The following is a 21,590-nucleotide window of genomic DNA, read 5'->3' on the forward strand; positions in this document are numbered from 1 at the left end:
CGAGCTCCGGGCTGTGCTCCTGATGAGCGGCCCCTCCGCTTCGCTCCGGACCGCTCATGACACCTCCACCAGCCCGAGGTCCACGACGACGGTCGCGCAGACCCCGGCGGGCGCGGCCGCGTGCAGCTCGATGCCGGAGCCGGGCTCGAGGTCCTCCGCGACCCGCAGGGCCACGTGGGTGTCCGCCTTCGCGCCGACCGGGAAATACCGCATCGGGTGCCCGTCCCGCATGAGCACGAGGCACACGAGCTCGGCGGCCGCGTTGCCGGCGCGCAGGTACACCGGCTGCGTGACGGCCCCGTCCGGCACCACGTAGGCGAGTGCCGGGTCGAGCGGCGACGGCGCGTCCAGACCCTTGCCCTCGAAGGTGTAGACGCCTTGCAGGAAGCGAGGAGTGCTGCGCATGGCGCCCATGCTCGCCATCCGGTGTTGCCGGTCCGTCGCCCCCTTGTTACCGCACCCTGCCCGGTCTGCTCACAACGGCGGATACGCCTCCGAGAGGGCCGCGGATGTGCTGTGCTGAGGGAGTGCGGAATCGTCGGGTGGGTCGACTTCGACCATGACGTTCGCGCACACCGGCCGACGCTGCGCGCCATGACGGCCACCATGGCGCTGCGCGGGCCGGACGGCGAAGGGGTGTGGCTCGGGCGGCACGCCGGGCTCGGGCACCGGCGGCTGTCGGTGCTCGACCCCGGAACCGGGGCGCAGCCGATGCTGGCCGTGCGCGACGGGCGGGTGCTGGCGGCGGTCACGTACAGCGGGTTCGTGCACAGCCCCGCCGGCCCGCGCACCGACACCGAGGAGGTCCTGCGCGCCTACCTGCGCTGGGGCGAGGACTTCGCCGGGCACCTCGAGGGAATGTTCGCGCTCGCGGTGTGGGACGAGCGGCGCGAGTGCCTGCTGCTGGTCCGCGACCGGCTCGGGGTCAAGCCGCTGTACTACCAGCCCGTCCCCGGGGGTGTGCTGTTCGCGTCGGAGCCCAAGGGCATCGCCGCGCACCCGCTGGGCCGGCTGCGGGTCGGGCTCGACGGGCTGCGCGAGCTGCTCGCGAGCGTGCGGACGCCCGGGCACGCGGTGTACGCCGACCTGCGCGAGGTCCGCCCCGGCGAGCTCGTGCGGGTCGACCGCGACGGGGTGTGCGCGCGGCGGTACTGGCGCCTGGGCGCGGCCGAGCACACCGACGGACCGAAGTCCACTGTGGACAACGTGCGGGATCTGGTCGAGCAGGCGGTACGCGCGAATCTGCGCACGGCCGTCCCGCTGTGCGCGCTGCTGTCCGGCGGCCTCGACTCCACCGTGGTCGCCGGTCTGGCCGCGCGGGAGCTCGAACGCGCCGGGGCGGACCCGCTGCGCACGGTCGCCGTCGAGGTGCCGGGCTCCGCCGACGGCCCGCCCGCCCGCGCGGCCGCCGCCGCGCTCGGCACCCGCCACGAGACGGTGCTCCTGGACGCCGCGGCCATCGCCGACCCCCTCCCCCGGGCCGAGGCGCTCGCCGCTCTGGAGTTCCCGACCGGTCTCGGAGACTTCCACACGTCGCTGTACCTGCTGTTCCGCGACATCGCCGGGCACTCGACCGTGGCCCTGTCCGGCGAGGGCGCGGACGAGCTGTTCGGCGGCTACCCGTGGTGCCACGACGAGCGGGCGCGCGACGCCGGCACGTTCCCCTGGCTCGTCCCGCCCTACCTGGTCCGCGCCGACCCCGGCGGGCCGCCGGCGGACGTGCTCGATCCCGGCCTGAGCGCCGTGCTGGACCTCGTCGAGTACCGCGACGCCGCCTACCGCGACGCACTGTCCGAAGTGGACCACGTGGACGACGAGCCGGCGGCGGAGCGGCGCATGCGGGAGGTGCGGCACCTCCAGCTGACCCGGCTCCTGCCGATCCTGCTGGACCGCACCGACCGGATGAGCGCCGCGTGCGGGGTCGAGGTACGCGTGCCGTTCTGCGACCACCGGCTGGTCGAGTACGCGCACAACGTCCCGTGGTCGCTGCACACCGCCGACGGCCGCGAGAAGAGCCTCCTGCGCGCGGCCCTGCCCCGGTTCGCGCCCCGGCGCCGCAAGAGCCCCTACCCGACGGTGTCGGACCCGGCGTACGAGCTCGCGCTGCGGGCCCAGCTCATGCATGTGCTCGAGGACTCGGCCAGCCCGGTGCTGCCGCTGCTCGACCGGGCGCGCGCCTGGCACCTGGTCGTGGCGCCCATCGCCCCGCCCGGCCACGACGCGGGCCGGCGGGCCCTGGAGCTCGTCCTCGGCCTGGACCTCTGGCTGCGCCGCCTTCCCGTCACCCTCACCCTCTGACCCGCCGCTCGTCCCCGGCCCGGACCTCTGGCCGCGCCGACTTCCCGTCACCCTCACCCTTTGACCCGCCGCTCGTCCCCGGCCTGGACCTCTGGCCGCGCCGACTTCCCGTCACCCTCGCCCTCTGACCCGCCGCTCGTCCTCGGCCGGGCCCGGTAGTGCGGCCGGCTCGGCCGGGCCCGGTAGTGCGGCCGGGCATCCGATGCGGAATCGATGATTTTCGGTGGAATCGGCCCCGTCCCATCGGCCGACCCCAGGGGTCCGTTCGCGCGCTGTGCCGGCAAAGTCGTGTGCGGTATCACTGAGACGTGGCGACTAGGGCGGGAGGTCCTTGGTGACGCCGACGGGACCAGAGTGGTCGATTGCCCGCGTGCTGGGCAAGAACGGTCCGGTGGGGCTGGCGTTTCCGGTCGGCGACGTCCATCTCGTCACGTGCGCACACGTGATCAACGCCGTGCTGGGCCGCCCGGCCCGGGAGGCCGACCGGCCGGACTCCGCCGACGTGGTCGTCACGTTCCCGTTCGCCGACGAGGCCGGCGCCCCGGCGCAGCGCATCGCCAAGGTCGTCGGCTGGCTGCCGGGCGGCGGCACCTTCGACCTCTTCGACCTCGCGCTGATCGAGGTCGTCGGGGGCCTGCCGGGCGGTGTCGCCCCGCTGCCCCTCGCCGCGGCCAGCGCCGCGGGGCCCGTGCGCATGTGGGGGCCCACGCCCGGGCGCGCGAACGAGGGGCACGTCGGCGGCCAGATCATGGGCAGCACCGACCGGAGCCGCCTGCAGGTCGACCAGCCGACCGCCGGCACGTTCCGGGTCCGCCGCGGCTTCAGCGGCGGCCCCGCGTGGGACCCGGGGACCGGGCAGGTGGTCGGCGTCGTGCAGGCGGCCGGGGCCGAAGACACCGCCACCGACGTCTACATGATCAGCGTCGATGTCCTGCGCGGCCTGCTGGAGCACTCCCTCGAACGGCCGGTCGCGTCCGGTCCGGCGGCCGCCGCCCCGTACATGGTCCGCCCGCGCAGCGGGCACGTGGTCGAGCGCATCGAGCTGCTCAACAGCGTGATCGACCTGCTGGAGCAGCAGGGTCCCGGCACCGTCGGCCTGACCACCGCGCTGCAGGGCGCGGGCGGCTTCGGCAAGACGACGACGGCCGAGGAGGTGTGCCGGTCGCCGGCCGCGCAGCGGATGTTCCCGGGCGGCATCCTGTGGATCACCATCGGCGAGAGCGCCACCGGCGTCGAGCTCTCCGCGAAGATCAACGACCTCAGCGAGGCGCTGAGCGGCGTCCGGCCGGCGCTCACGGATCCGGAGCAGGCGGGCTTCCGGCTCGGGCAGCTGCTGGCCGACGAGCGCCGGCTCCTGGTGATCGACGACGTCTGGCAGGCCACCCAGCTCACGCCGTTCATGTTCGGCGGGCCCAACTGCTCGCGGCTCGTCACGACGAGGATCCACGCGGTCCTGCCGGACAACGCGCGCACCATCGTGGTCGACGCGATGCGCAACGCCGAGGCCCGCGAGATGCTGCAGGCCGGCGTCGGCAGCATCCCGCACCTGCTCCTCGACGACCTGCTCGCCGTGACCGGCCAGTGGCCCGTGCTGATGGGCCTGGTCAACGCCACCATCAGGAGCCTGATCCGCGGCGGCCGATCGCCGGCCGAGGCGGCCGACGTGACCGCCCGGCGCATCCGCGACCGCGGCCCGACCTCGCTCGATCTCACGAACCCGCGCCGCCGGGCCGAGGCGGTCGCCGCGACGCTCGAGGTCAGCCTGTCCGGCCTGTCGGCGGAGTACCTCGATCGCTACCTCGAGCTGGCGGTCTTCCCCGAGGACGTCGACATCACCCGGGCCACGCTCGTGACGTTCTGGAAGGCGACCGGCGGGCTGGCCGACTTCGACGTCGACCTCGTCTCGGCCCGGCTCGTCGACCTCTCCCTGGCGCTGCCCGGCCGCGAGGACCGATCCGCGCTGCGGCTGCACGACGTGATCCGGACCTATCTGCGCCAGCGCGCCGGTGCGCGGCTCACGCACATGAACCGGTTGCTGCTGGAGGGCGCCTGGCGCGAGATCCCGCCCGACCCGGTCTCGGGCGAGACCGGCTGGTGGCTGATTCCGGCCGCGAACCGCTACCTGTGGGACCAGCTCATCTACCACATGCGTGAGGCCGGACTGCCGCAGCTCGCCGTCTCGGTGCTGTGCGACCTGCGGTACGTCATGGCCAAGCTCGAGCACCGGGGCCCCGTCGCCCTCGAGTCGGACCTCACCGACTCCGGCGACCGGACCGTGGAGACCATGCGCCTGTGCGTGAGCCGCAACACGCACCTGCTCGTCGACGTGGAGCCGCGCAGCGCCCTCGTGTCGACGCTGCTGAGCCGGATGGCCGTGTACTCCGACCTGCGCAGCTTCGTCGCGGCCTACCAGGAGGACCGGGTCGAGCCGCTGACCCTGCCGAGCTGGCCCCTGCCGGACGAGCCCCATCCCGCGCTCGCGCGCACGATCCAGATCCAGGCCGACGTCGTCTCGCGGTGCTTCGCGGACCCGAGCCTGGCCTGGTTCGGGGTGCTCGCCTCGGACTCCGTCGTACGGCTCTTTGACATGTCCACCGGCCAGCTCCTCCATGCCCTCGTCGGGCACGACGCCGCCGTGCTCGACGTGGCGGCGAGCTTCGACGGCGCGCTGCTGGTGACGGCGAGCGCCGACGGCACGGCGAAGCTCTGGTCGACGCGGACCGGCGAGGCCCTGTGGACGGCGACGCAGCGCGGCGTCGTGCCGTGCTGCGCCATCGCGCCCAACGGGCGCTGGTGCGTGACCGGCACCGACGACGGCGACGTCATCGTCCGCGACGCCGGCACCGGAGTGCCGCTGCAGCAGCTGACCGCCTCGTTCCGGCGCGTCACGAGCGTCGCCATCGCCCCGGACATGAGCTGGCTCGTCACGGCGGCGGACTCGCGGGCGCGCGTCTGGGACGTCGCGACCGGCGAGTGCCTGGCGACGCTGACCGACCACGAGGACGAGGTGTACCTCGCCGTCGTCTCCTCCGACGGCCGCTGGGTGGCCACGGCCTGCGCGGACGGCCGGGTCCGGCTGTGGGACGCGCAGACCTGGGAGCTGCGGCACGTCTTCAACGTGTTCCCGGCGACCTCCCGGTTCAGCGCGACGGTGGGGCGGCGCGGCGCGACGCTGGCGATCGCCAACGACTGCTCATGGCTGCTGACCGGATCGTCCGAGGGGACGGTCAGCATGTGGGACCTGACCGGCGGCACCGGCAAGGAGATCGCGACGCACCACGTCAGCACCATCAACACCTGCGCGATCAGCCCCGACGACACGTGGTTCCTCACCGGCGACGCCAACGGCCTGATCCAGATCACCGACGTGGAGACCGGGCACGCCGAGGAGCTGCTGCGCGGGCATCGCGCCGCGGTGAGCAGCTGCGTGATCACGGCCGACGGCGGCTCGGTGATCAGCGTCGGCGAGGACCGCGCGGCGCGCGTGTGGAAGGTCAAGTCGAGCCGCTCCCACGTCGTGCTCGCCGGGCACACCCGCGGCGTGCTCAGCTGCGGGTTCTCGCCGTCGGGCACGACGCTGGTGTCGTCGGACAGCATGGGCTCCGTCGCCGTGTGGGACCTGGGGACCATGCTGCGGACCAGGACGCTGCCCAACGCCGGGGAGCGGGCCTCCTGCTGCCGCGTCTCCCCGTCCGGCGCGCTCATCGTCGCCGCGTTCGACAGCGGGGCCGTGCGGGTGTGGTCCGCCGACACCGCCGAGCCGGTGCTGCAGCTGAACGTCAAGCATCACGGCGCCGTCACCTGCGCGGTGTCGGCGGACGACGAGCTGCTCGCGGTCGGCTGCGCCGACGGGGTCACGCTCGTCTACAGCCTTCCCGGCGGCCGGCTCCGCCACACGCTGAAGGGCCACGACGCCACCGTCAACGACTGCGTGTTCTCCCCCGACGCCGCCCTGCTGGTGACGGCCTCGAGCGACGGGACGGCCCGGATCTGGAACGTCGAGCGCGGCAAGCGGATGCACGTCCTGAGCCACCACCAGGGCTGGGTGAGCTCGTGCGCGATCTCGGCCGCCGGGCGGTGGCTGTTCACCGCCGGCGCCGACCACAAGGTCCGCTGCTACGACCTGAAGACGGGCGAGTACCAGCGCACGTACTCCGGGCCGATCGGCCGGATCAACGCGTGTGACGTCAGCGTCGACCTGCGGCTGTGCGCGGTCGGCGACGACGGCCGGATGGTCCTGTGGAACGCGCGGACCGGCGTCATCGAGCGGGCCCTGGAGGCGCACAGCGTCGCGGCGTACTCGTGCCGGTTCAGCCCCGACGGGCTGCGGGTCGCGACCGCGAGCCAGGACCACACCGTCCGGATCTGGGATGTCAGCAACGTGGGCGCGGGCGAGCACTCGCTCGGCCACGTGGGCACCATCCGCGACTGCGCCAGCGGGCCGGACGGCGCGTGGATCGTCACGGCCGGCTCGGACCGGACCCTGCGGATGTGGAACACCGAGACCGCCGAGCAGCTGATCAACCGCGAGTCCGGGCCGAGCGCCCTGCACTCGTGCGCGGTGTCGGCGGACGGCTCGATCGTGCTCAGCGGCGGCGAGGACCGAAAGGCGCGGCTGTGGCAGGCGCACGGGCTGCGGCTCGCCTCCGGGCTGGCCGGCCACAGCAGCCGCGTCACCGCGACGGCGGTGAGCGCCGACGGCCGGTTCGCGGCCACCGGCAGCGCCGATCACACGACCATCCTCTGGCGCGTCTCGGACCGCTCACAGGTGCGCCGCCTGTTCGGGCACCGGGGCCCGATCAACGCGTGCGCCTTCACCGCCAGCGGCCGGTGGATCGCCACCGTCAGCGGGGACCGGACCGCGCGCATCTGGGACCCGAGGACGGGCGAGGAGCGGCACGTGCTGACCGGGCACGGGGCCTCCGTGCTCGACTGCGCCGTCAGCCCCGGCGGGACCCTGCTGCTGACCAGCAGCGCGGACGGCACGGTGCTGGTCTGGGAGACCACGACGTTCACGCCGCTGGTGCAGCTGGTCGGCCACCTCGGCCCGGTCACGGGCTGCGACATCAGCGTGGACGGCCGCTGGGCGCTGACGTGCAGCGCCGACAGCACCATCCGCATCTGGGACGTGCTCACCGGCGAGTGCGTGAGCGGGCTGCGGGTCGAGCAGCCGCTGAGCGCCTGCTGCTGGCTCGACACCGAGCCGTACCCGCAGTTGTGCGCCGTGGGCGGAGCCGACCTCTACGTCTGCCGGTTCCGCCCCGCGGGGTGAGCGCGAAGCAGCAGCCCGTGGCGGGGCCGGTGTGGTTGTCCTCGCGGGCGGCCCAAGCGGCGGAGCCGACCTCTACGCCTGCCGGTTCCGCCCCGCGCGGTGAGCGCGATCAGCAGCCCGTGGGCGGAGCCGACCTCTACGTCTGCCGGTTCCGCCCCGTGGTGCTCGACGCGCGGCTGCCGGACATCGACGGGTTCGAGCGCTCTCATGGCCCGCTCCCACCGCTGGGGCGGGGTGAGCGCGATCAGCAGCCCGGCAGGGTCCCGGCGCAGCGCTTGGCCGCGGCCGGGGCCAGGTTTCCGGCCAGGCCCGAGGAGTCGGTGCCGATGCTGGTGTCGTTGAGCCAGATCACGTAGTCGCCGCGGCGGGCGGCCACGATGTCGGCGGTCACCGAGATGCCGATGTCCGTGCTGCCGGTCATGCGCAGCCCCACGGACTCCTCGCCGAGACCGGCCGGGGGCTGGGTCGCCGACAGCGTGAACCTCACGTTGATGCCGGCGAGCTGCTGCTCGAAGCTCTTGCAGCCCTCGACCGTGCTCGGCAGCGCCTGGATGGCGCCGGTGGCCTGGCCGGCCGGGAAGCGGACGACGGCGTGAGTGAGGTACGGCCCCATCGCGCCCCGCGCGTAGGTCACCGCGGCCGACACGGTCTCGTCGGTCGTCATCGGCTCCAGGGCCGGGCAGCCGGGGAAACTGCCGCCGCCGATGCTCACCTTGCCGTTGTGGCTGCTCGCCACGGCCACGGGGGTGAAGCCGCCGCCGGGGATGTCGGCGTCGGTGAGCAGGGCCGCGCGCAGGTCGTCGGTCGCGCTCAGCACACCGGTGCTCGGGGCACCGGCGCTCGGGCCACCGGCGCTCGGGGCACCGGGCGCCACCATCACGGGCGCGACCGAGGATGCCGCGGCGAGACGGGCGATGCCGGTCAGGCGCACCGCCGTCCGCGCGTTCGCGTGCTCGGAACAGCCGGTCAGGGCCAGGGCGCCGAGGAGCAGCAGCGCCGCCCCCTTCGTGCGATTCACCGCTCGTCTCCCTCCGATCGGGGCCTGTCACGCCCGACCTTACGGAACCGACGAATCCGATGTGTCCGAAATTTCGTATTTGCGCGCCGAATGAGGAGGTGGCCCGGGCACCACCAGGCCGAGCCGTGCGCGCGCCCGGATCGCTCACGCGCCGCCGCGCGGCCGGCCGGGCGGCGGCAGCCGGGCGTATCGGTGAGGCGTATCGGCGAGGCGTATCGGCGAGGCGTATCGGCGAGGCTCGATTGCCGGTAGGTTGAGGCGCACCGAGCGGACAGGGAGGCTCCTCGCGTGAAGATCGTGGCGTTGTCCTGCACCCAGAAGCGTCTCCCGTCGCTGACCGACGCGCTGCTCGAGGCGGCCGTCACCGGCGTCGTCCGGGAGGTCGGCGACGCGGAGATCCAGCGAATCCGGCTCATCGACCATCGCATCGCGATGTGCGAGGGCGAGGACACCTGCCTCGATCCCGAGGTGGGCCGGTGCACGCTCGACGACGACTTCGAGCACGTGGTCGGCCTGGGCGAGGGCGCGCAGGCGATGCTGCTCGCCATGCCGGTGTACGCGGGAAACGTCCCCGCGATCCTGAAGATCTTCCAGGAGCGCCTGAAGAGCTTCATGAACGCGGGGCAGCGCCCGTTCGGCAACCTGCTGGTGGGCACGATCGTGCATTCGCGCACGATGCTGACCGAGCCGGCGCTGGGCTCGCTCTTCCCGTGGTACCTGCGCCTGCGGAACCGCAACGTGGCGTCGGCGTGCTTCACCCAGCACGAGCACCAGGACCTGACCCGCACCGCGGCGCTGGACATGTGCGTGGCCGTCGGCCGGCAACTCGGCATGGCGCTCGGCAACAGCCGCCCGGACGGCCACCGCACGGCCCTGCCGCTGGTTCAGTCGCCGGCCCGCCCGAGATGCGGCGACCCGGCCCCGTCCGCCTCCGGGTCCTGAGGGGACTCCGCGCGCCAGGTGCACCCGTCGCCCGCCTGCTCGCACGACACCGTGACCTCCGGCTCCACGTAGCGGGCGGCGATGGCGGTGTTGAGCTCCTGGCAGTACGGGCACGGTGAGGAGAATGTCAGCACGACGCCGGCGCGGGCCGCCCGTTTGCGGTACCGGAGGATCCCGCAGTCGGCGTTGCGCAGCACGGCGCCCGAGGGCTGGGGCTCGCTGGTCACGGCCGAGTCGTACAGCAGCAGCTGATGCCGCAGCCGCGTCATGAAGTGATCCGTGGCGGACACCCCGGCGGGCCGTTGCGCCCGCAGCAGCTCCGCGGTGATGCGCGAGTTCGCCTGGATCCACGCGGCCAGCCCTTCGTCGCCGTGCTCGCCCAGGATGAACTCCTCCGCGGCCGCCTGGGCCTCGAAGAACCGCTGACGCCACAGGTCGACCTTGGCGGCCGGGTCGAGCGGCGACGGCTCACCGGTCATGGCCCCCATCCCTCCCGGCGGCGCTGTCGAGCTCGGCGAAGACCTCCTGGGCGACGCGCAGCCCGTTGTTGGCGACCGGCCAGCCACCGTAGTAGGCGAGCTGGATGATGACCTCGACGATCTTCTCCCGCGACATTCCCAGGTGCAGGGCGGCACCGATGTGGCCGCGCAGCTCCCAGTCGGTCCGCGCCAGCGTGACCGCGCTCAGCGCGACCAGTTCGCGCTCCTCGACGCTCAGGTGCGGGCGGGTCCAGATCTCGCCGAACAGGTGGTCGACGGTGATCCCCAGGAACTCCGGGTAGGAGCCCGGGCGCGGTTCGCGGCCGAAGACCTGCCGGAACATGGCCTCCCCCCGCTCGTGCCGGGCAGACGGCTCCATCATCGATCAGCTCCTTCGTGTTGGCCGAGCAGTTGTCAACGTCCACGACGCCGCGAAGGCGGCGACCAGCAGCGCGGCGCCACTGCCGAAGGCGGCCGGCACACTCGCGCGTTCGGCGATGAGCCCGACGACGACCGGCCCGGCGACGGCGCCGGCATCGGTGCACATCGAGAAGACGGCGACGCCGCTGCCGGCCCGGCCGGCGACGACGTCACCGACCAGCGCGGCCGGTGCGGCGTTGAGCAGCGCCGATCCCGCCGCGTACACACTGAGCAGGACGACGAGCCAGGCGTAGCCGTCCACGAACACCAGGGCGGTGATCGCCGCCGCGGCCACGCCGGTCCCGGCGATCATGGCGGACCGGCGGCCGGCCCGGTCGACCACCCGGCCGGCCGGCATGATCAGCAGCGTCTGCACGACGGCGGAGATCGTGAACGCCCACCCGACCCACGTCACGTCGTGCCGCCATGCCACGACCACGATGGGGACCAGCGCGCTGCGCAGCCCGAACAGGACCCATCCCTGCGCCAGCGCCGCGAGGCAGGCGACCAGATAGCGCCAGTCCCGCAGCAGGACCGGGAGCCGGACCACGTCACGGCCGGGCTCCGCGCCGGCGGCCCGGCCGGTCCGGAGCACCGCCAGGCTCAGCGCCGCGGCGGCCAGCAGCAGCGCGGCGTACACCAGGAACGGCGCGGACAGGGCGATGAGCGCGAGCAGCCCGCCGAGTGCCGGTCCGCAGACCCCGCCGAGCAGGAAGCCCGCCTCGAACACGGCGCTGGCCCGGCCCCGCTGACCGGCCGGCGCGATCGCCAGGAGGGTCGCCAGCGCGGACACCGAGAACAGCACCGAGCCGGCGCCGCCGAGGCTGCGGAACACGAGCAGCTGCCAGTAGGAGCCGGCGAACGCCGTCAGGGCCGAGGAGACCGCGCACACCAGCAGGCCGGCGACCAGGACCCGCCGCTCCCCGAACCGCACCGCGAGCCGGCCGCAGAACGGACTCGTGGCCAGGCGCATCAACGCGAACAGGGAGACCAGTGCCCCGATCCGCGCCGGCCCGGCCCCGAACGTCGCCGCGTAGGCCGGCAACACCGGCAGCACCAGGCCCAGGCCCAGCATGACGCAGCCACCGACGACGCTGAGGACGTACACCTCACGGGGAAGACCCGGCTGGGCGGCGGCAACGGGTGCGGCGCTGCCGGGGACGGCCGTCGTCACTGCCCGGTCACAGGATGATGCTGAGCTTTCCGTGCTCGTACAACGTCTCGTGGTCGAGGACCACGACCCGTCGCCGAACCCGGAACGACTCACCGTCGACGACGAGCTCGAACCGGCACTTGCCGACGTAGGCGTCGGAGCGCCCGTGCCCGAAGCGGTGCACGACGAAGTTCGCCGCCACATCGAGGTGCGTGCCCCGATCGGCCAGGATCTCCACGTTGCCGATCATCCGGTTCGTCCGCGACCGAGGGTTCTCGCACCACACCTCGCCGTTGAGGAGCTGCTCGATCCGCTGGCGCAGCCGGGCGGCGTCGTCGTCGATGAGCCCGAGCGCGTCGGCCGTCCCGCCGCGGACGTCGGTGGCCGGAACCGAGTACCGGACGTCGTCGGTCAGCATCTCGTCGTACCACTCCAGCAGCCGCCACTCGTCCAGCAGCCGCGCCTCACGGAACAGGAACTGGCTCACCCGGTGCCACAGCCGGACCCGGGCCGCCTCGTCGACCGTCAGCTCGATGGTCATCGTGCGACCTCGAGGTGGCCGTCGCCGCCGTGCATCATCCGGTCCCACTGCCGCCAGAACTCGCGGGCGGGCAGCTCGTCGGTCGTCTCCGGGACCGCCTTGTTCATCCCGCGGGACAGATCCGAGTAGCGGACCGTGCGGTTGCGGTAGCCCCGCTGGCACGACTCGATGATCTCGATGTCGTCGGGGGTGGCGAAGCCCGCGGGGCCGAGGAACGTCAGGTAGTGGCTCTTGCGCAGCTCCCGGATGTCCGGGTCCTCGTCCCTGGGGGCCAGTGCGACCGAGGTGATGGCCATCCGGCCGGCGCCCACCGGGTCGATCTTGCGGATGGTGATCGCGATCGCGTCAATGATCATCAGGTTGGGGAAGACCAGCAGCGCGCGGTTGGTGCCGGTGATCCGTTCGGCGCGTTCGGGGCCGAACCGGTCGACGAACCGTGCGGCCGTCGCCTCGATCCGCGGCCGGACCTCGGGGCCGAACATCGGCGTCCAGTAGGCGAGCGGGCGGGCCGCCGCCGGCGGCAGCTCGTTGGCTCCGTGCCCCAGCCCGAGGGCGCGGCCGAAGCCGCCCCGTCGTCGCGGTGGCACCGAGCCCAGCGACTCCATGTAGCCGACGTAGCGCTTGTGCAGCGCCCGGAAGTGGTAGATGTCGACGCTGTTCTCCATCATGAGCTTCCAGTTGGCCTGGGCCCCGTGCAGCTGCGCGCCCTGGATCACCTCCATCCCGGCCTCGGACTGGTCGTCGATCAGATCCAGGTACTCCGTCGCCCCCGCCAGGTACTCGGTCAGGGTGCGCGGCTGCTCGGGATCGAAGGTGGCGAACACGAAGCCCCGGTAGCTGTCGCTGCGGTGCCGTGCCAGGCCGAAGTCCGCCTTCCGGAAGCCCGCCCCGTACCCGTCCGGGATCGGCACCCCGACCAGGTCGCCCTGGTTGGAGAACGTCCAGTCGTGGTACGGGCACCGGAACGATCTGGCCTGCCCGGCCGGCTGCGAGCAGATCAGCGCCCCGCGGTGCGGGCAGCTGTTGGCCAGCACCCGGATCACCCCGTCGGACCCGCGGGCCATGACCACCGGGCGCCCGCCGACGTCGCGCGTCACGTAGGAGCCCGGGGCGGGCACCTCCGACTCGTGCCCGACGTACAGCCAGCAGCGGTCGAAGATCCTGGTCATCTCCCGCGCGGCCACGTCGTCGTCGGTGTAGGCCCGGCGGTCCACCCGGAACGAGAGGCGTTCGAGATCCTCGACCACGATCGGGTCGTCAACGGGCCGTTGCAGCTCGATCGTCACGGCTTCCCTTTCGCTGTAGCGTCTCGACCGTGCCGAGGACCAGCTCGGCCGTGCGCACGGCGGAGTCGCCGCACTCCGGCCCCGCGGCCCGCAGCCGCGCCCGGTAGTCCCGGGCGGGATCGAGCAGATCGGTGACGGCGTCGGCGACCGCCCGCTCGGTGGCGTCGGCCGGCTCCAGCGCCATGCCGAAGCCCGCACTGCTCACGAAGTACGCCTGGATGGGCTGGTCCACCGCCAGCGGGATCACCAGCATCGGCGTCGCCGCCCGGATCGACTCGGCCACGGAGTTGTACCCGCCGTGGGTGATGAACACGTCGGCGCGCTCGAGCACCTCACGCTGCGGCAGGTACGGGGCGGTGAGCACGTCGCCGGGCAGCGCGAGCTCCTCGGCGAGATCCCCCACCGCGGCGATCACCTGCGCACCGGTCGCCGCCGCTGCGCAGATCACCGTGCGCAGCAGGTCCGGTCGCCGGTAGAAGATCGTGCCGAAGGAGACGTACACCAGCGGACGGTCGGGGTCGATCCGCTCCAGGCCTGGGAAGGCGACCTCGTCGCCACGGGTTCCCGCCGCCCCCGGCAGCCCGACCAGTTGCACACCGTCGTCGGTGACCGCGTCGCCGCCGACGAGGGCCGGAATCGTCGGCATCAGGTTGAGCAGCGGCGAGCGCGCCGAGTGGGTCCGCGTCGACCACAGCACCCCGTGCCTGGTCAGATAGTCGCCGACCTGCTCGTCGTACGGCCAGCGACCCCGCCGATGCTCGCGCGGGCACACCCCGCCCAGGTTGGCCCAGATCATCCCGTACGGCACGCCGGAGGCCTGAACCCCGGCCATGGCCGACGCCGTGACCGGCAGCGAGTCGACGAGCACGAAGTCCGGCGCCGCGGCACGGACGGCCTCGACCGTCAGGCCCGCCACCGGCGAGGACTGCAGCATCGGGCCGATCTTCGCCGGGTCGCCGCTCCACGGCGCCATCTCGACCTGCCCGATCGCGTGGACCGGCGTGCCGCCCAGGGCCCGGCGGCGCCGCTCGTCGAGCGCGCCGCCGTCCGCGGACAGCAGCAGCAGGGTGACCTCGCTGCCGGCGGCTCGCAGCGCGTTGACCACCGGAATGTACGGATTCAGGTGACCGTGCTGAGTCGTGGTGAGGAGGGCGACGCGCATCAGATCTCCGATCCATCGCGAGAAGACGGCCAGCAACGAGTCGAGACGGCGGCGCACGGACGGGCGCAGCGCCCCCGTACGACGGCTCTACGCATTCGTCAGCATCAAAGCGTGCCGGGACGCGCACGCGATGTCAACGCCCCGCGACTGTCAGCTACGGCCGCGCCCTCCGCACGCCGCTCCGGCCGCGTCCAGTTTGGACGGCTAGGCTCCCGGCATGAGTGTGCGGTCCTTCATCGCCGCGGTCGAGCGCGACGTCGACGCGCTGCACAGCCTGGTGTTCCGGCGCGGCGGCGAGGTGGTGGCCGAGGGCGCCTGGCACCCGTACACCCTCGACACGCCCCACCGCCTGTTCTCGCTCAGCAAGAGCTTCACCAGCACCGCGGCCGGGTACGCGGTCGCCGAGGGGCTCCTCGACATCGACGAGCCGGTGGCCAAGTACTGCGACGGCCGCGGCGACCCGCGCATGCTCGTGCGGCACCTGCTCACGATGACGACCGGGCACGTGGTCGAGCCGCAGCCGTCCGGCGAGGACTGGCTCGAACGTTTCCTCGCCACGCCGGTCGAGCGGGAGCCGGGCACCCACTGGCTCTACAACACCGCCGCCACCTACGCTCTGGGCGCGATCGTGCAGCGGCTCACGCGGCAGCGGCTGGTCGACTACCTGCGCCCGCGCCTGTTCGACCCGCTCGGCTTCGGGCCCGTCACGTGGGAGCGCTGCCCCCAGGGCCGCGACGTCGCCGGGTGGGGCCTGTCCGCGAGGACGCACGAGGTCGCGCGGTTCGGGCAGCTGTACCTGCACGACCCCGACGGCATCCTCCCGCCCGGCTGGGCCGAGCAGGCGACCCGGGCGCAGGCCGACAACGACGACGGCGGCGACCTGCCCGACTGGAACCAGGGCTACGGCTTCCAGTTCTGGCGCTGCCGCCACAACGCGTTCCGCGGCGACGGCGCGTTCGGCCAGTTCTGCGTCGTCATCCCCGACCGCGACGCGGTGCTGGCGATGACCGGCGGCACGACGCAGATGCAGCGGGTGCTCGACCTCGTGTGGGAGCACCTGCTCGACGACCTGGCACCGAGCGCGACCGGTCCCCTGGCGCTGCCGACCGTCCCGGGTGGACCGTCGAATGTGGAGGGACGATTCGTGGTCACCGAGCCGCGCCGGCACCGCCCGGGCGACTGGCGCCCGAGCCACGAGCACGCACCGACGATCCATGCGGTGACGCTCGCCCCGGGCCGGGTCGTCATCGAGGACGCCTTCGGCACCCACGAGCACCCGTACGCCCACGACGCCTGGGTGCCCAACGGCGCCACGGCGGCGACGGGCGCCTGGAACGGCGACGCCTTCACGCTGCGGGTAGCTCACGTGGACGGACCGTTCATCCGGACGTACCGCTGCGCGCTGCGGGGCGACGAGCTCGTCATCGACCCCAGCGACAACGTCTCCTTCGGCCCGACCGCCTATCCACGCGTGCGCGCCACGCGAGCGTGAGGCCCGGAACCGACCGTACTGTCGGCCGGCGGACCGGGCTTTGCGCGGCGTCGGGCGCCTCGACGCGGCCGCCCACGTGGCGAGGGCGGAGCTGCCGTGGCTCGACGCGCGCCACGGCGAGCTCGTGGCGCGCGGCGTGCGCGTCCTCGGGCCCGCTACGATGTCGACCTGATGAGAATTCTGGTCACCGGTTCGACGGACGGCATCGGGCTGCAGACGGCCCGCACCCTGCAAGAGCTCGGCCACGACGTGGTCTTCCACGCCCGCAGCGAGCAACGAGCCGCGGCGCTCGACGGTTCGCCCGAGGTGCTCGTCGGCGACCTCGCCGACCTGGAGCAGACCCGCGCGATGGGCCGGGCGGCCGGCGCGTTCGACGTCGTGATCCACAACGCCGGGATCGGCGGGCAGGACGAGCGCCGCGAGACCGGCGACGGGATCGAGCGCATCTTCCAGGTCAACGTGCTCGCGCCCTACGTGCTCACCGCGCTCATGCCCCGTCCTCGGCGCATCGTGTACCTCACCAGCGGCCTCGAGTCCGTGGGCGTGGCCGACCTCGACGACCTGCAGTACGAGCGCAAGCCCTGGCACGGGATGCAGGCATACAGCGACTCCAAGCTGCACGACGTGGCCCTCGCGTTCGCGGTCGCCCGGCGGTGGCCGGACGTCTACTCCAACGCCGTCGACCCCGGCTGGATCCGCACGAAGCTCGGCGGCCCCAATGCGACCGACGACCTGCCCGAGGGCGCCGAGACGCAGGTGTGGCTGGCCACCGGGGAGGGCGACGCGCTCGTCACCGGGCGGTATTTCAAGCGCCGCCAGGACCTCGAGCCCAACGCCGCGGCGCGGGACGTGCACTACCAGGACGGGCTGCTCGCCGCGTGCGCCCGGCTGAGCGGCGTGGAACTGCCCGCCTAGCGTCCGGGGGCGCCGGGACGCTAGGCGTTCGTGGCGCGGCGGGCGCGGTAGGACGCGGCCTTCACGCGGTTGCCGCACTCCTGCATCCCGCACCAGGTGCGGTTCCCCGCGCGCGAGCGGTCCACGAACAGGCGGGTGCACTCCTCGCCCGCACACTCGCGGATCGGCGGGCGGGTCTCCAGCAGGGTCAGGGCCGCGCCCGCGATCGCGGCGGCCAGCGCGGACGCGTCGCCGGTGCGGCGCACGCCGTCCGAGGTCAGGGACGGGCGGGGGCCGGGATGGGCCGCGGCCCGGTTCAGCACGCGCACGTCGGACGGGCGGGGGGCCGCCGCGTCCGGGTGCAGCAGCCGGTAGACGGACTCGCGCAGGGCGAGCAGGTCGCGCAGGTCCTCGGGGCCGACGCGCGGCGGGCTGGTCAGCACGCCCGCCTCGACGGACCAGCGGGCCACGTCGGCCCCGGTCACCAGCAGCTCGTCCGGGGCCGGGCGGCGGCGCCACTTGCGGGTCGCGGCGAAGTCCAGGGCCAGGTCGCCGCTCACGAACACGAAGCTCACGTCACCACCTTGACAGGTGACGGAGGGTCGGCGCAAGCTTCCCCCGTCACCGGTTCAGACGGTGACGGAACGAAGGGAGCGGGTCGTGATCACCGTCGAGGAGTATCTGGGCGCGGCCGGGCGGGCGCTCGACGGCATGGCGGGGATCGTGGCCGGGCTCGGCGACGAGCTGGCCAACGTGCGGCCGCCCGTGCAGGGGGCCAGCTCGCCGTACGCGCTGCTGACGCACTGTCTCGGCGTGGTCGGGTACTGGGCCGGCGGGCTCGTCGCCGGGCGCGTCGTCGAGCGGGACCGCGAAGCGGAGTTCACCAGCTCGGGGCCGGTCGCGCCGCTGCTCGAACGGGTCCGCCAGGCCCAGGAGCAGCTCGCGGCGGACGCGCGCGGCGCCGACTTCGCGGCGCCGTTGCGCGCGGCGCCGAACCCGGACTTCCTCGGGCCCGCCGGGATCGCGACGCAGGGGGCGGCGCTGCTGCACGTGTACGAGGAGCTGGCGCAGCACCACGGCCAGATGGAGATCCTCCGCGACCTGCTGCGGCCCAAGGAGGGCATCCGGCGCGGCACCGGGGCCAAGTGGGGGGCGGTCGGGCCGGACACGATCGGGGCCTGGGTCGCCGACATGGACCTCGGCGTGGCGCCGGCCGTCCGGCACGCCCTGCTCGATGCCGTGGACCGCGAGGACTTCGGGTATCCGCACTGGCCCGCCGGCGACCCGGTGCCGGCCGCGTTCGAGGCGTGGATGGCCGAGCGGCACGGGTGGGAGCCCAGCGCCGGGCACACCCGCGTCTTCACCGACGTGCTGCAGATCCTGCAGGTCGTGATCGAGCAGACCACCCGGCCCGGCGACGGGGTGGCGATCCACGTGCCCGCCTATCCCCCGTTCCTGGCCGCGATCCGGCGCAGCGGGCGGCGGATCGTCCCCATCGGACGGTCCCCGATGGACGGCGTACGGCTCCTGGTGCTCGTCAACCCGCAGAACCCCAGCGGGCGGGTGTTCCGGCGCGCGGAGCTGGAGGAGCTGCTGGAGCTGGCCGAGCGGCACGACCTGCCGGTGCTGGCGGACGAGATCCACGCCGACCTGGTGTACGCCCCGCACCGCCACATCCCGTTCGCGGCGCTGGGTCCGCGGGCGGCCCGCCGTACCATCACCGCCACCTCGGCGACGAAGGCCTTCAACCTCGCCGGGCTGCGCTGCGCGGTCGCGCACGTGGGACCGGCGGACCTGCGCGCGCGGCTGGACGCGATGCCGCCGGACATCTTCGGCACCCCGAGCACGCTCGGCCGCCTCGCGACGGTGGCCGCGTGGCGCGACGGCGCCGGCTGGCTGGAGGGGCTGCGGGCCACGCTCACCGCGAACCGGGCCACGATCGGCGCCTGGGCGTCCGGGTTGCCGCTGCGGTACCGCGAGCCGGAGGGCACCTACCTCGCCTGGCTCGGCGGCCTGCGGGGACCCGAGCCGGCGGCCCGGCTGGAGCGGACCGCTCTGGTGCGGCTCAGCGAGGGGGCGGAGTTCTCCGAGGGTACCGACGTGGAGACCGGCGACTGCGTGCGCCTGAACTTCGCGACCAGCCCCGCGGTGCTGGCCGAGATCCTCCGGCGCCTCACCCCGCGGATCGGCTAGGGGGAGCGTCCAGTGCGGTGCCGTGCCCTGGACGCTCCCGCACGTGACACTGTACGGTTACCCGCCGGTCAGTGCAGCGCCCGGCTCATCCACACGGAGTCCTCGGCCGCGAACCCGTGCCGCGCGTAGAAGCCGCGGACGCGCTCGTTGTGCGCCTCGGTCTCCAGGAACATGACCCCGGCGCCCGCCTCGGCCGCGGCCACGACCACCCGCCGCAGCAGGTGCGCCCCGGTGCCGTTGCCGCGCTCGCGCACGTAGATCTCGTCGAGCAGCGCCTCGCGGCCGCCCGATTCGAGGCTCCATCCCCACGTGACGACGGCGTACCCGGCCCCGGCCTCGGCCCCGACCCCGGCCAGCCACACCTGGCCGTGCTCGTCGCCGCCCAGCAGCGGCACGAGGGCGCGGGTGATTCGCGCCTCGTCGAACTCGTGCCCGTCCTCGGCGCAGAACTCCCGCACGAGCGGGAGGATCGCCGGGAGGTCGGCGGGCTCGGCGCGGTACACCCGGATGTCGGCCACGGCGGCCAGACTACGCGTGGGAGACTGGGCCGGTGCCCGCACCGCTGCTCGTGGCCCTGCTCATCGCGCTCGCGTACGCCGGGCTGATCGCCGCGCACGCCCGGCTGATCCGCCGCGACCGGCGCCACGGCGCCTACGAGCCGCGGGCCGCGCTCTGGCTCGCGTCCCGCTTCGGCCCCCTGCCCGCGCCGCGCGGACCCGGCGGGCCCGGCGGGCTCGACCGCGTCGAGGCCGAGGCGATCGAGCGGCTGCTGCGCGGGGAGCTCGAGCCGGCGGCGTACCGCGCGACGATGGCCGACGTCGCCGCCCGCGCCGCGCGCTAGGCGCTCTGGAGGGCGGCCTCGACCCAGGAGCGCAGGGCGGCCGGCGAGGCGGCCCCGGCCTGGCGCGCGATCACGGTCCCGTCCCGCACGATCAGCAGGGTCGGGACCGCGCGCACGTCGAAGCGGCGCTGCAGGCCGGGCGCGTCGTCGATGTTGACCTTCACGAGCTTGACGGTGCCGGCCAGCTCGCCCGCGACCTGCTCCAGGGCCGGGCCGACCATGCGGCACGGGCCGCACCACGGCGCCCACAGGTCCACCAGCACGGGGGTCGCCGAGCGCTCGGCCACCTCGCCGAAGTCGGCCTCGCCGGCGTCGACGATCCACGGCACCGCCGCGCGGCACTTGCCGCACACCGGCTTCCCGCTCGCCGCGGCGGGCACGCGGTTGCGCTGCCCGCACTGGACACAGGACACGATCCGCGAACTCATGCCGAGTACGACGCCGTGGTGCGCCCGGGCATTCCCGGCCGGCGCGAGTCCGGCGTCAGAGACGGGCGGGGTCGACGCCCAGCGCCACCCCGCGCCGCGCGATCGCGGCGGTCAGGGCCGACGCGATGCCCAGCGGCTGGCCCGTCGAGCGAAGGCGGGCCAGCTCGCGCAGGGCCGGCACGGTGCTGAACCGCTCCAGGGCGTGGATGCCCGCGTGCGCGATCATCTGGCTGCGCGGGCCGTGGCCGGGGACCTTCTCCGCGCTGTACTGGACCAGCCGGCCGACGGCCGCGGTGTCCTCGTCGTGCGGCGGGGTCACGGCGAGCAGGTACAGCAGCCCGCGCAGGGCCCGCGCGTTGTACGCGTCCGGGATCTCGTTCGGGTCCCAACGATCGTCGAGCGGGCGCAGCACGATGGTGCGGGGCTGCGGCACGAGCGCGAACCAGCCCCGGATCAGGGCGCGGGTCTCGTCGCCGCCGACCTCGGGCAGCAGCGCCCGGGCCCGCCGGGTCCAGCGCGACGCGGGCCTGGCGCCGGACGCGGCGAGGGCGTGGACGAGCAGCGCCGGGCCGGGCGCCGCGGCGTTCGCGGCCTCGGCCCAGGGCTCGCCGGCGTTGAGCCCGCCGGCGGCGCGGTCGAGCCACGGCTGGATCGGGGCGCGGTACCCGGCCGGCCAGCGCTTGTCGCCCTCGTGCGCGGTGCGCCGGATGACCGCGAGCAGCGCGGGCGGGCACTCGCCGGTCTCCCGCTCGGCGGCGCCGGCCAGCACGGCGAGGGTGGCGGGGGTCGCGGCGACCCAGGCGGAGACGGCCTCGACGAGGTACCGCCCGGCCCGCCAGGACAGCGCGTCGGCGGGGATGCCGTCGAGGAGCCCGACGAGGAGCCGCTCGGCGCGCACCGGCGGGGTCGCGGTCGTGGCGCGCTCGATCACGCGCAGGATCAGGGCACCGCGGCGGCCGGCGGGCAGTGCCCGCAGCTCGGTGGGCACGTCGTGCCGCCAGACGTCGCCGTTGACCGCCGCGAGGTCGACGAGCTCGGCGGCGAGACCGGCGTCGTCGCCCGCCTCGACCAGCTCGTGGACGCGGGCGACGGGGTGCGGGTAGGTGTCCCGGGACACCCGGGGCCGGTCGAGCATGGCGGTCAGCATAAGCCTCGCGGCCGTCGATGTACT

Annotated in this window: 19 protein-coding genes; 7 read left to right on the forward strand and 12 right to left on the reverse strand. The window is 74.1% G+C overall.

Going from position 1 to position 21,590, the window contains the following annotated elements:
• Positions 1 to 54 precede the first annotated feature (54 nt).
• On the reverse strand, positions 55 to 405 hold the full coding sequence (locus ACQP1P_RS28605; protein WP_433075113.1) for a molybdopterin oxidoreductase: 351 nt from the start codon (positions 403 to 405) through the stop codon (positions 55 to 57).
• A gap of 111 nt (positions 406 to 516) precedes the next feature.
• Between ACQP1P_RS28605 and asnB the strand changes: the two genes are divergently transcribed.
• Positions 517 to 2,298 (forward strand): asparagine synthase (glutamine-hydrolyzing), encoded by a 1,782-nt coding sequence (gene asnB / locus ACQP1P_RS28610; RefSeq protein ID WP_433075116.1) that lies wholly within the window; start codon positions 517 to 519, stop codon positions 2,296 to 2,298.
• A 391-nt stretch (positions 2,299 to 2,689) separates the two neighbouring features.
• A complete protein-coding gene (locus ACQP1P_RS28615; RefSeq protein ID WP_433075119.1) occupies positions 2,690 to 7,570 on the forward strand; it encodes an NB-ARC domain-containing protein in 4,881 nt (1,626 codons plus the stop codon).
• A 244-nt stretch (positions 7,571 to 7,814) separates the two neighbouring features.
• On the opposite strand, the gene ACQP1P_RS28620 is transcribed toward ACQP1P_RS28615, so the two are convergent.
• Positions 7,815 to 8,588 carry a hypothetical protein gene (locus ACQP1P_RS28620; protein ID WP_433075121.1) on the reverse strand — a complete coding sequence of 258 codons (774 nt, stop codon included), beginning with the start codon at positions 8,586 to 8,588 and terminating at the stop codon, positions 7,815 to 7,817.
• A 288-nt stretch (positions 8,589 to 8,876) separates the two neighbouring features.
• Here ACQP1P_RS28620 and ACQP1P_RS28625 point away from each other — a divergent pair, with 288 nt between their 5' ends.
• Positions 8,877 to 9,530, forward strand: coding sequence for a flavodoxin family protein (locus ACQP1P_RS28625; RefSeq protein ID WP_433075124.1), 654 nt, complete (start codon positions 8,877 to 8,879; stop codon positions 9,528 to 9,530).
• Here the strand turns inward: ACQP1P_RS28625 and ACQP1P_RS28630 are convergent.
• The 6 genes from ACQP1P_RS28630 to ACQP1P_RS28655 are packed head-to-tail and all read right to left on the reverse strand — an operon-like array spanning position 9,473 to position 14,571.
• The gene (locus ACQP1P_RS28630; RefSeq protein ID WP_433075127.1) at positions 9,473 to 10,009 is read right to left on the reverse strand and encodes a hypothetical protein; all 537 of its coding nucleotides are present in this window, start codon (positions 10,007 to 10,009) and stop codon (positions 9,473 to 9,475) included. The genes ACQP1P_RS28625 and ACQP1P_RS28630 overlap by 58 nt on opposite strands.
• The gene (locus ACQP1P_RS28635; protein ID WP_433075129.1) at positions 9,999 to 10,391 is read right to left on the reverse strand and encodes a carboxymuconolactone decarboxylase family protein; all 393 of its coding nucleotides are present in this window, start codon (positions 10,389 to 10,391) and stop codon (positions 9,999 to 10,001) included. The genes ACQP1P_RS28630 and ACQP1P_RS28635 overlap by 11 nt, the downstream gene beginning before the upstream one ends.
• A gap of 3 nt (positions 10,392 to 10,394) precedes the next feature.
• Complete coding sequence (locus ACQP1P_RS28640; protein WP_433075132.1) at positions 10,395 to 11,603, reverse strand: MFS transporter; 1,209 nt, start codon at positions 11,601 to 11,603, stop codon at positions 10,395 to 10,397.
• 7 nt (positions 11,604 to 11,610) lie between these two features.
• Complete coding sequence (locus tag ACQP1P_RS28645; protein WP_433075135.1) at positions 11,611 to 12,123, reverse strand: aromatic-ring-hydroxylating dioxygenase subunit beta; 513 nt, start codon at positions 12,121 to 12,123, stop codon at positions 11,611 to 11,613.
• On the reverse strand, positions 12,120 to 13,409 hold the full coding sequence (locus ACQP1P_RS28650) for an aromatic ring-hydroxylating oxygenase subunit alpha (RefSeq protein WP_433075138.1): 1,290 nt from the start codon (positions 13,407 to 13,409) through the stop codon (positions 12,120 to 12,122). The genes ACQP1P_RS28645 and ACQP1P_RS28650 overlap by 4 nt, the downstream gene beginning before the upstream one ends.
• A complete protein-coding gene (locus ACQP1P_RS28655) occupies positions 13,381 to 14,571 on the reverse strand; it encodes a glycosyltransferase (protein WP_433075141.1) in 1,191 nt (396 codons plus the stop codon). The genes ACQP1P_RS28650 and ACQP1P_RS28655 overlap by 29 nt, the downstream gene beginning before the upstream one ends.
• 217 nt (positions 14,572 to 14,788) lie before the next feature.
• On the opposite strand from ACQP1P_RS28655, the gene ACQP1P_RS28660 reads away from it, so the two are divergent.
• Positions 14,789 to 16,063, forward strand: a complete 1,275-nt coding sequence (locus ACQP1P_RS28660; RefSeq protein ID WP_433075143.1) for a serine hydrolase domain-containing protein — start codon at positions 14,789 to 14,791, stop codon at positions 16,061 to 16,063.
• A gap of 171 nt (positions 16,064 to 16,234) precedes the next feature.
• On the forward strand, positions 16,235 to 16,978 hold the full coding sequence (locus tag ACQP1P_RS28665; protein ID WP_433075145.1) for an SDR family NAD(P)-dependent oxidoreductase: 744 nt from the start codon (positions 16,235 to 16,237) through the stop codon (positions 16,976 to 16,978).
• Between the two features lie 20 nt (positions 16,979 to 16,998).
• Here the strand turns inward: ACQP1P_RS28665 and ACQP1P_RS28670 are convergent, their stop codons facing one another.
• Positions 16,999 to 17,532, reverse strand: a complete 534-nt coding sequence (locus ACQP1P_RS28670; protein WP_433075148.1) for a CGNR zinc finger domain-containing protein — start codon at positions 17,530 to 17,532, stop codon at positions 16,999 to 17,001.
• 85 nt (positions 17,533 to 17,617) lie between these two features.
• On the opposite strand from ACQP1P_RS28670, the gene ACQP1P_RS28675 reads away from it, so the two are divergent.
• Positions 17,618 to 19,150 (forward strand): aminotransferase class I/II-fold pyridoxal phosphate-dependent enzyme, encoded by a 1,533-nt coding sequence (locus ACQP1P_RS28675; protein WP_433075151.1) that lies wholly within the window; start codon positions 17,618 to 17,620, stop codon positions 19,148 to 19,150.
• A gap of 68 nt (positions 19,151 to 19,218) precedes the next feature.
• Here the strand turns inward: ACQP1P_RS28675 and ACQP1P_RS28680 are convergent, their stop codons facing one another.
• Positions 19,219 to 19,668, reverse strand: a complete 450-nt coding sequence (locus ACQP1P_RS28680) for a GNAT family N-acetyltransferase (protein WP_433075154.1) — start codon at positions 19,666 to 19,668, stop codon at positions 19,219 to 19,221.
• A 32-nt stretch (positions 19,669 to 19,700) separates the two neighbouring features.
• Between ACQP1P_RS28680 and ACQP1P_RS28685 the strand changes: the two genes are divergently transcribed.
• Complete coding sequence (locus ACQP1P_RS28685) at positions 19,701 to 19,991, forward strand: hypothetical protein (RefSeq protein ID WP_433075157.1); 291 nt, start codon at positions 19,701 to 19,703, stop codon at positions 19,989 to 19,991.
• Here ACQP1P_RS28685 and trxA read toward each other — a convergent pair.
• Complete coding sequence (gene trxA, locus ACQP1P_RS28690; RefSeq protein WP_433075160.1) at positions 19,988 to 20,419, reverse strand: thioredoxin; 432 nt, start codon at positions 20,417 to 20,419, stop codon at positions 19,988 to 19,990. The two genes, ACQP1P_RS28685 and trxA, sit on opposite strands and share 4 nt — an antisense overlap.
• Positions 20,420 to 20,474: 55 nt before the next feature.
• Positions 20,475 to 21,554: a hypothetical protein gene (locus ACQP1P_RS28695; protein WP_433075163.1), complete on the reverse strand. Its 1,080-nt coding sequence runs from the start codon at positions 21,552 to 21,554 to the stop codon at positions 20,475 to 20,477.
• Positions 21,555 to 21,590 lie beyond the last annotated feature (36 nt).

The organism is Dactylosporangium sp. CA-052675 (assembly GCF_050947935.1).
In the GTDB taxonomy this organism is placed as follows: domain Bacteria; phylum Actinomycetota; class Actinomycetes; order Mycobacteriales; family Micromonosporaceae; genus Dactylosporangium.

Coding starts and splice junctions, on each gene's coding strand:
- ACQP1P_RS28645 (WP_433075135.1), bottom strand. CDS start 12,123: ATGACCATCGAGCTGACGGTCGACGAGGCGGCCCGGGTCCGGCTGTGG.
- ACQP1P_RS28635 (WP_433075129.1), bottom strand. CDS start 10,391: ATGATGGAGCCGTCTGCCCGGCACGAGCGGGGGGAGGCCATGTTCCGG.
- trxA (WP_433075160.1), bottom strand. CDS start 20,419: ATGAGTTCGCGGATCGTGTCCTGTGTCCAGTGCGGGCAGCGCAACCGC.
- ACQP1P_RS28630 (WP_433075127.1), bottom strand. CDS start 10,009: ATGACCGGTGAGCCGTCGCCGCTCGACCCGGCCGCCAAGGTCGACCTG.
- ACQP1P_RS28605 (WP_433075113.1), bottom strand. CDS start 405: ATGCGCAGCACTCCTCGCTTCCTGCAAGGCGTCTACACCTTCGAGGGC.
- ACQP1P_RS28660 (WP_433075143.1), top strand. CDS start 14,789: ATGAGTGTGCGGTCCTTCATCGCCGCGGTCGAGCGCGACGTCGACGCG.
- ACQP1P_RS28655 (WP_433075141.1), bottom strand. CDS start 14,571: ATGCGCGTCGCCCTCCTCACCACGACTCAGCACGGTCACCTGAATCCG.
- ACQP1P_RS28665 (WP_433075145.1), top strand. CDS start 16,235: ATGAGAATTCTGGTCACCGGTTCGACGGACGGCATCGGGCTGCAGACG.
- ACQP1P_RS28695 (WP_433075163.1), bottom strand. CDS start 21,554: ATGCTCGACCGGCCCCGGGTGTCCCGGGACACCTACCCGCACCCCGTC.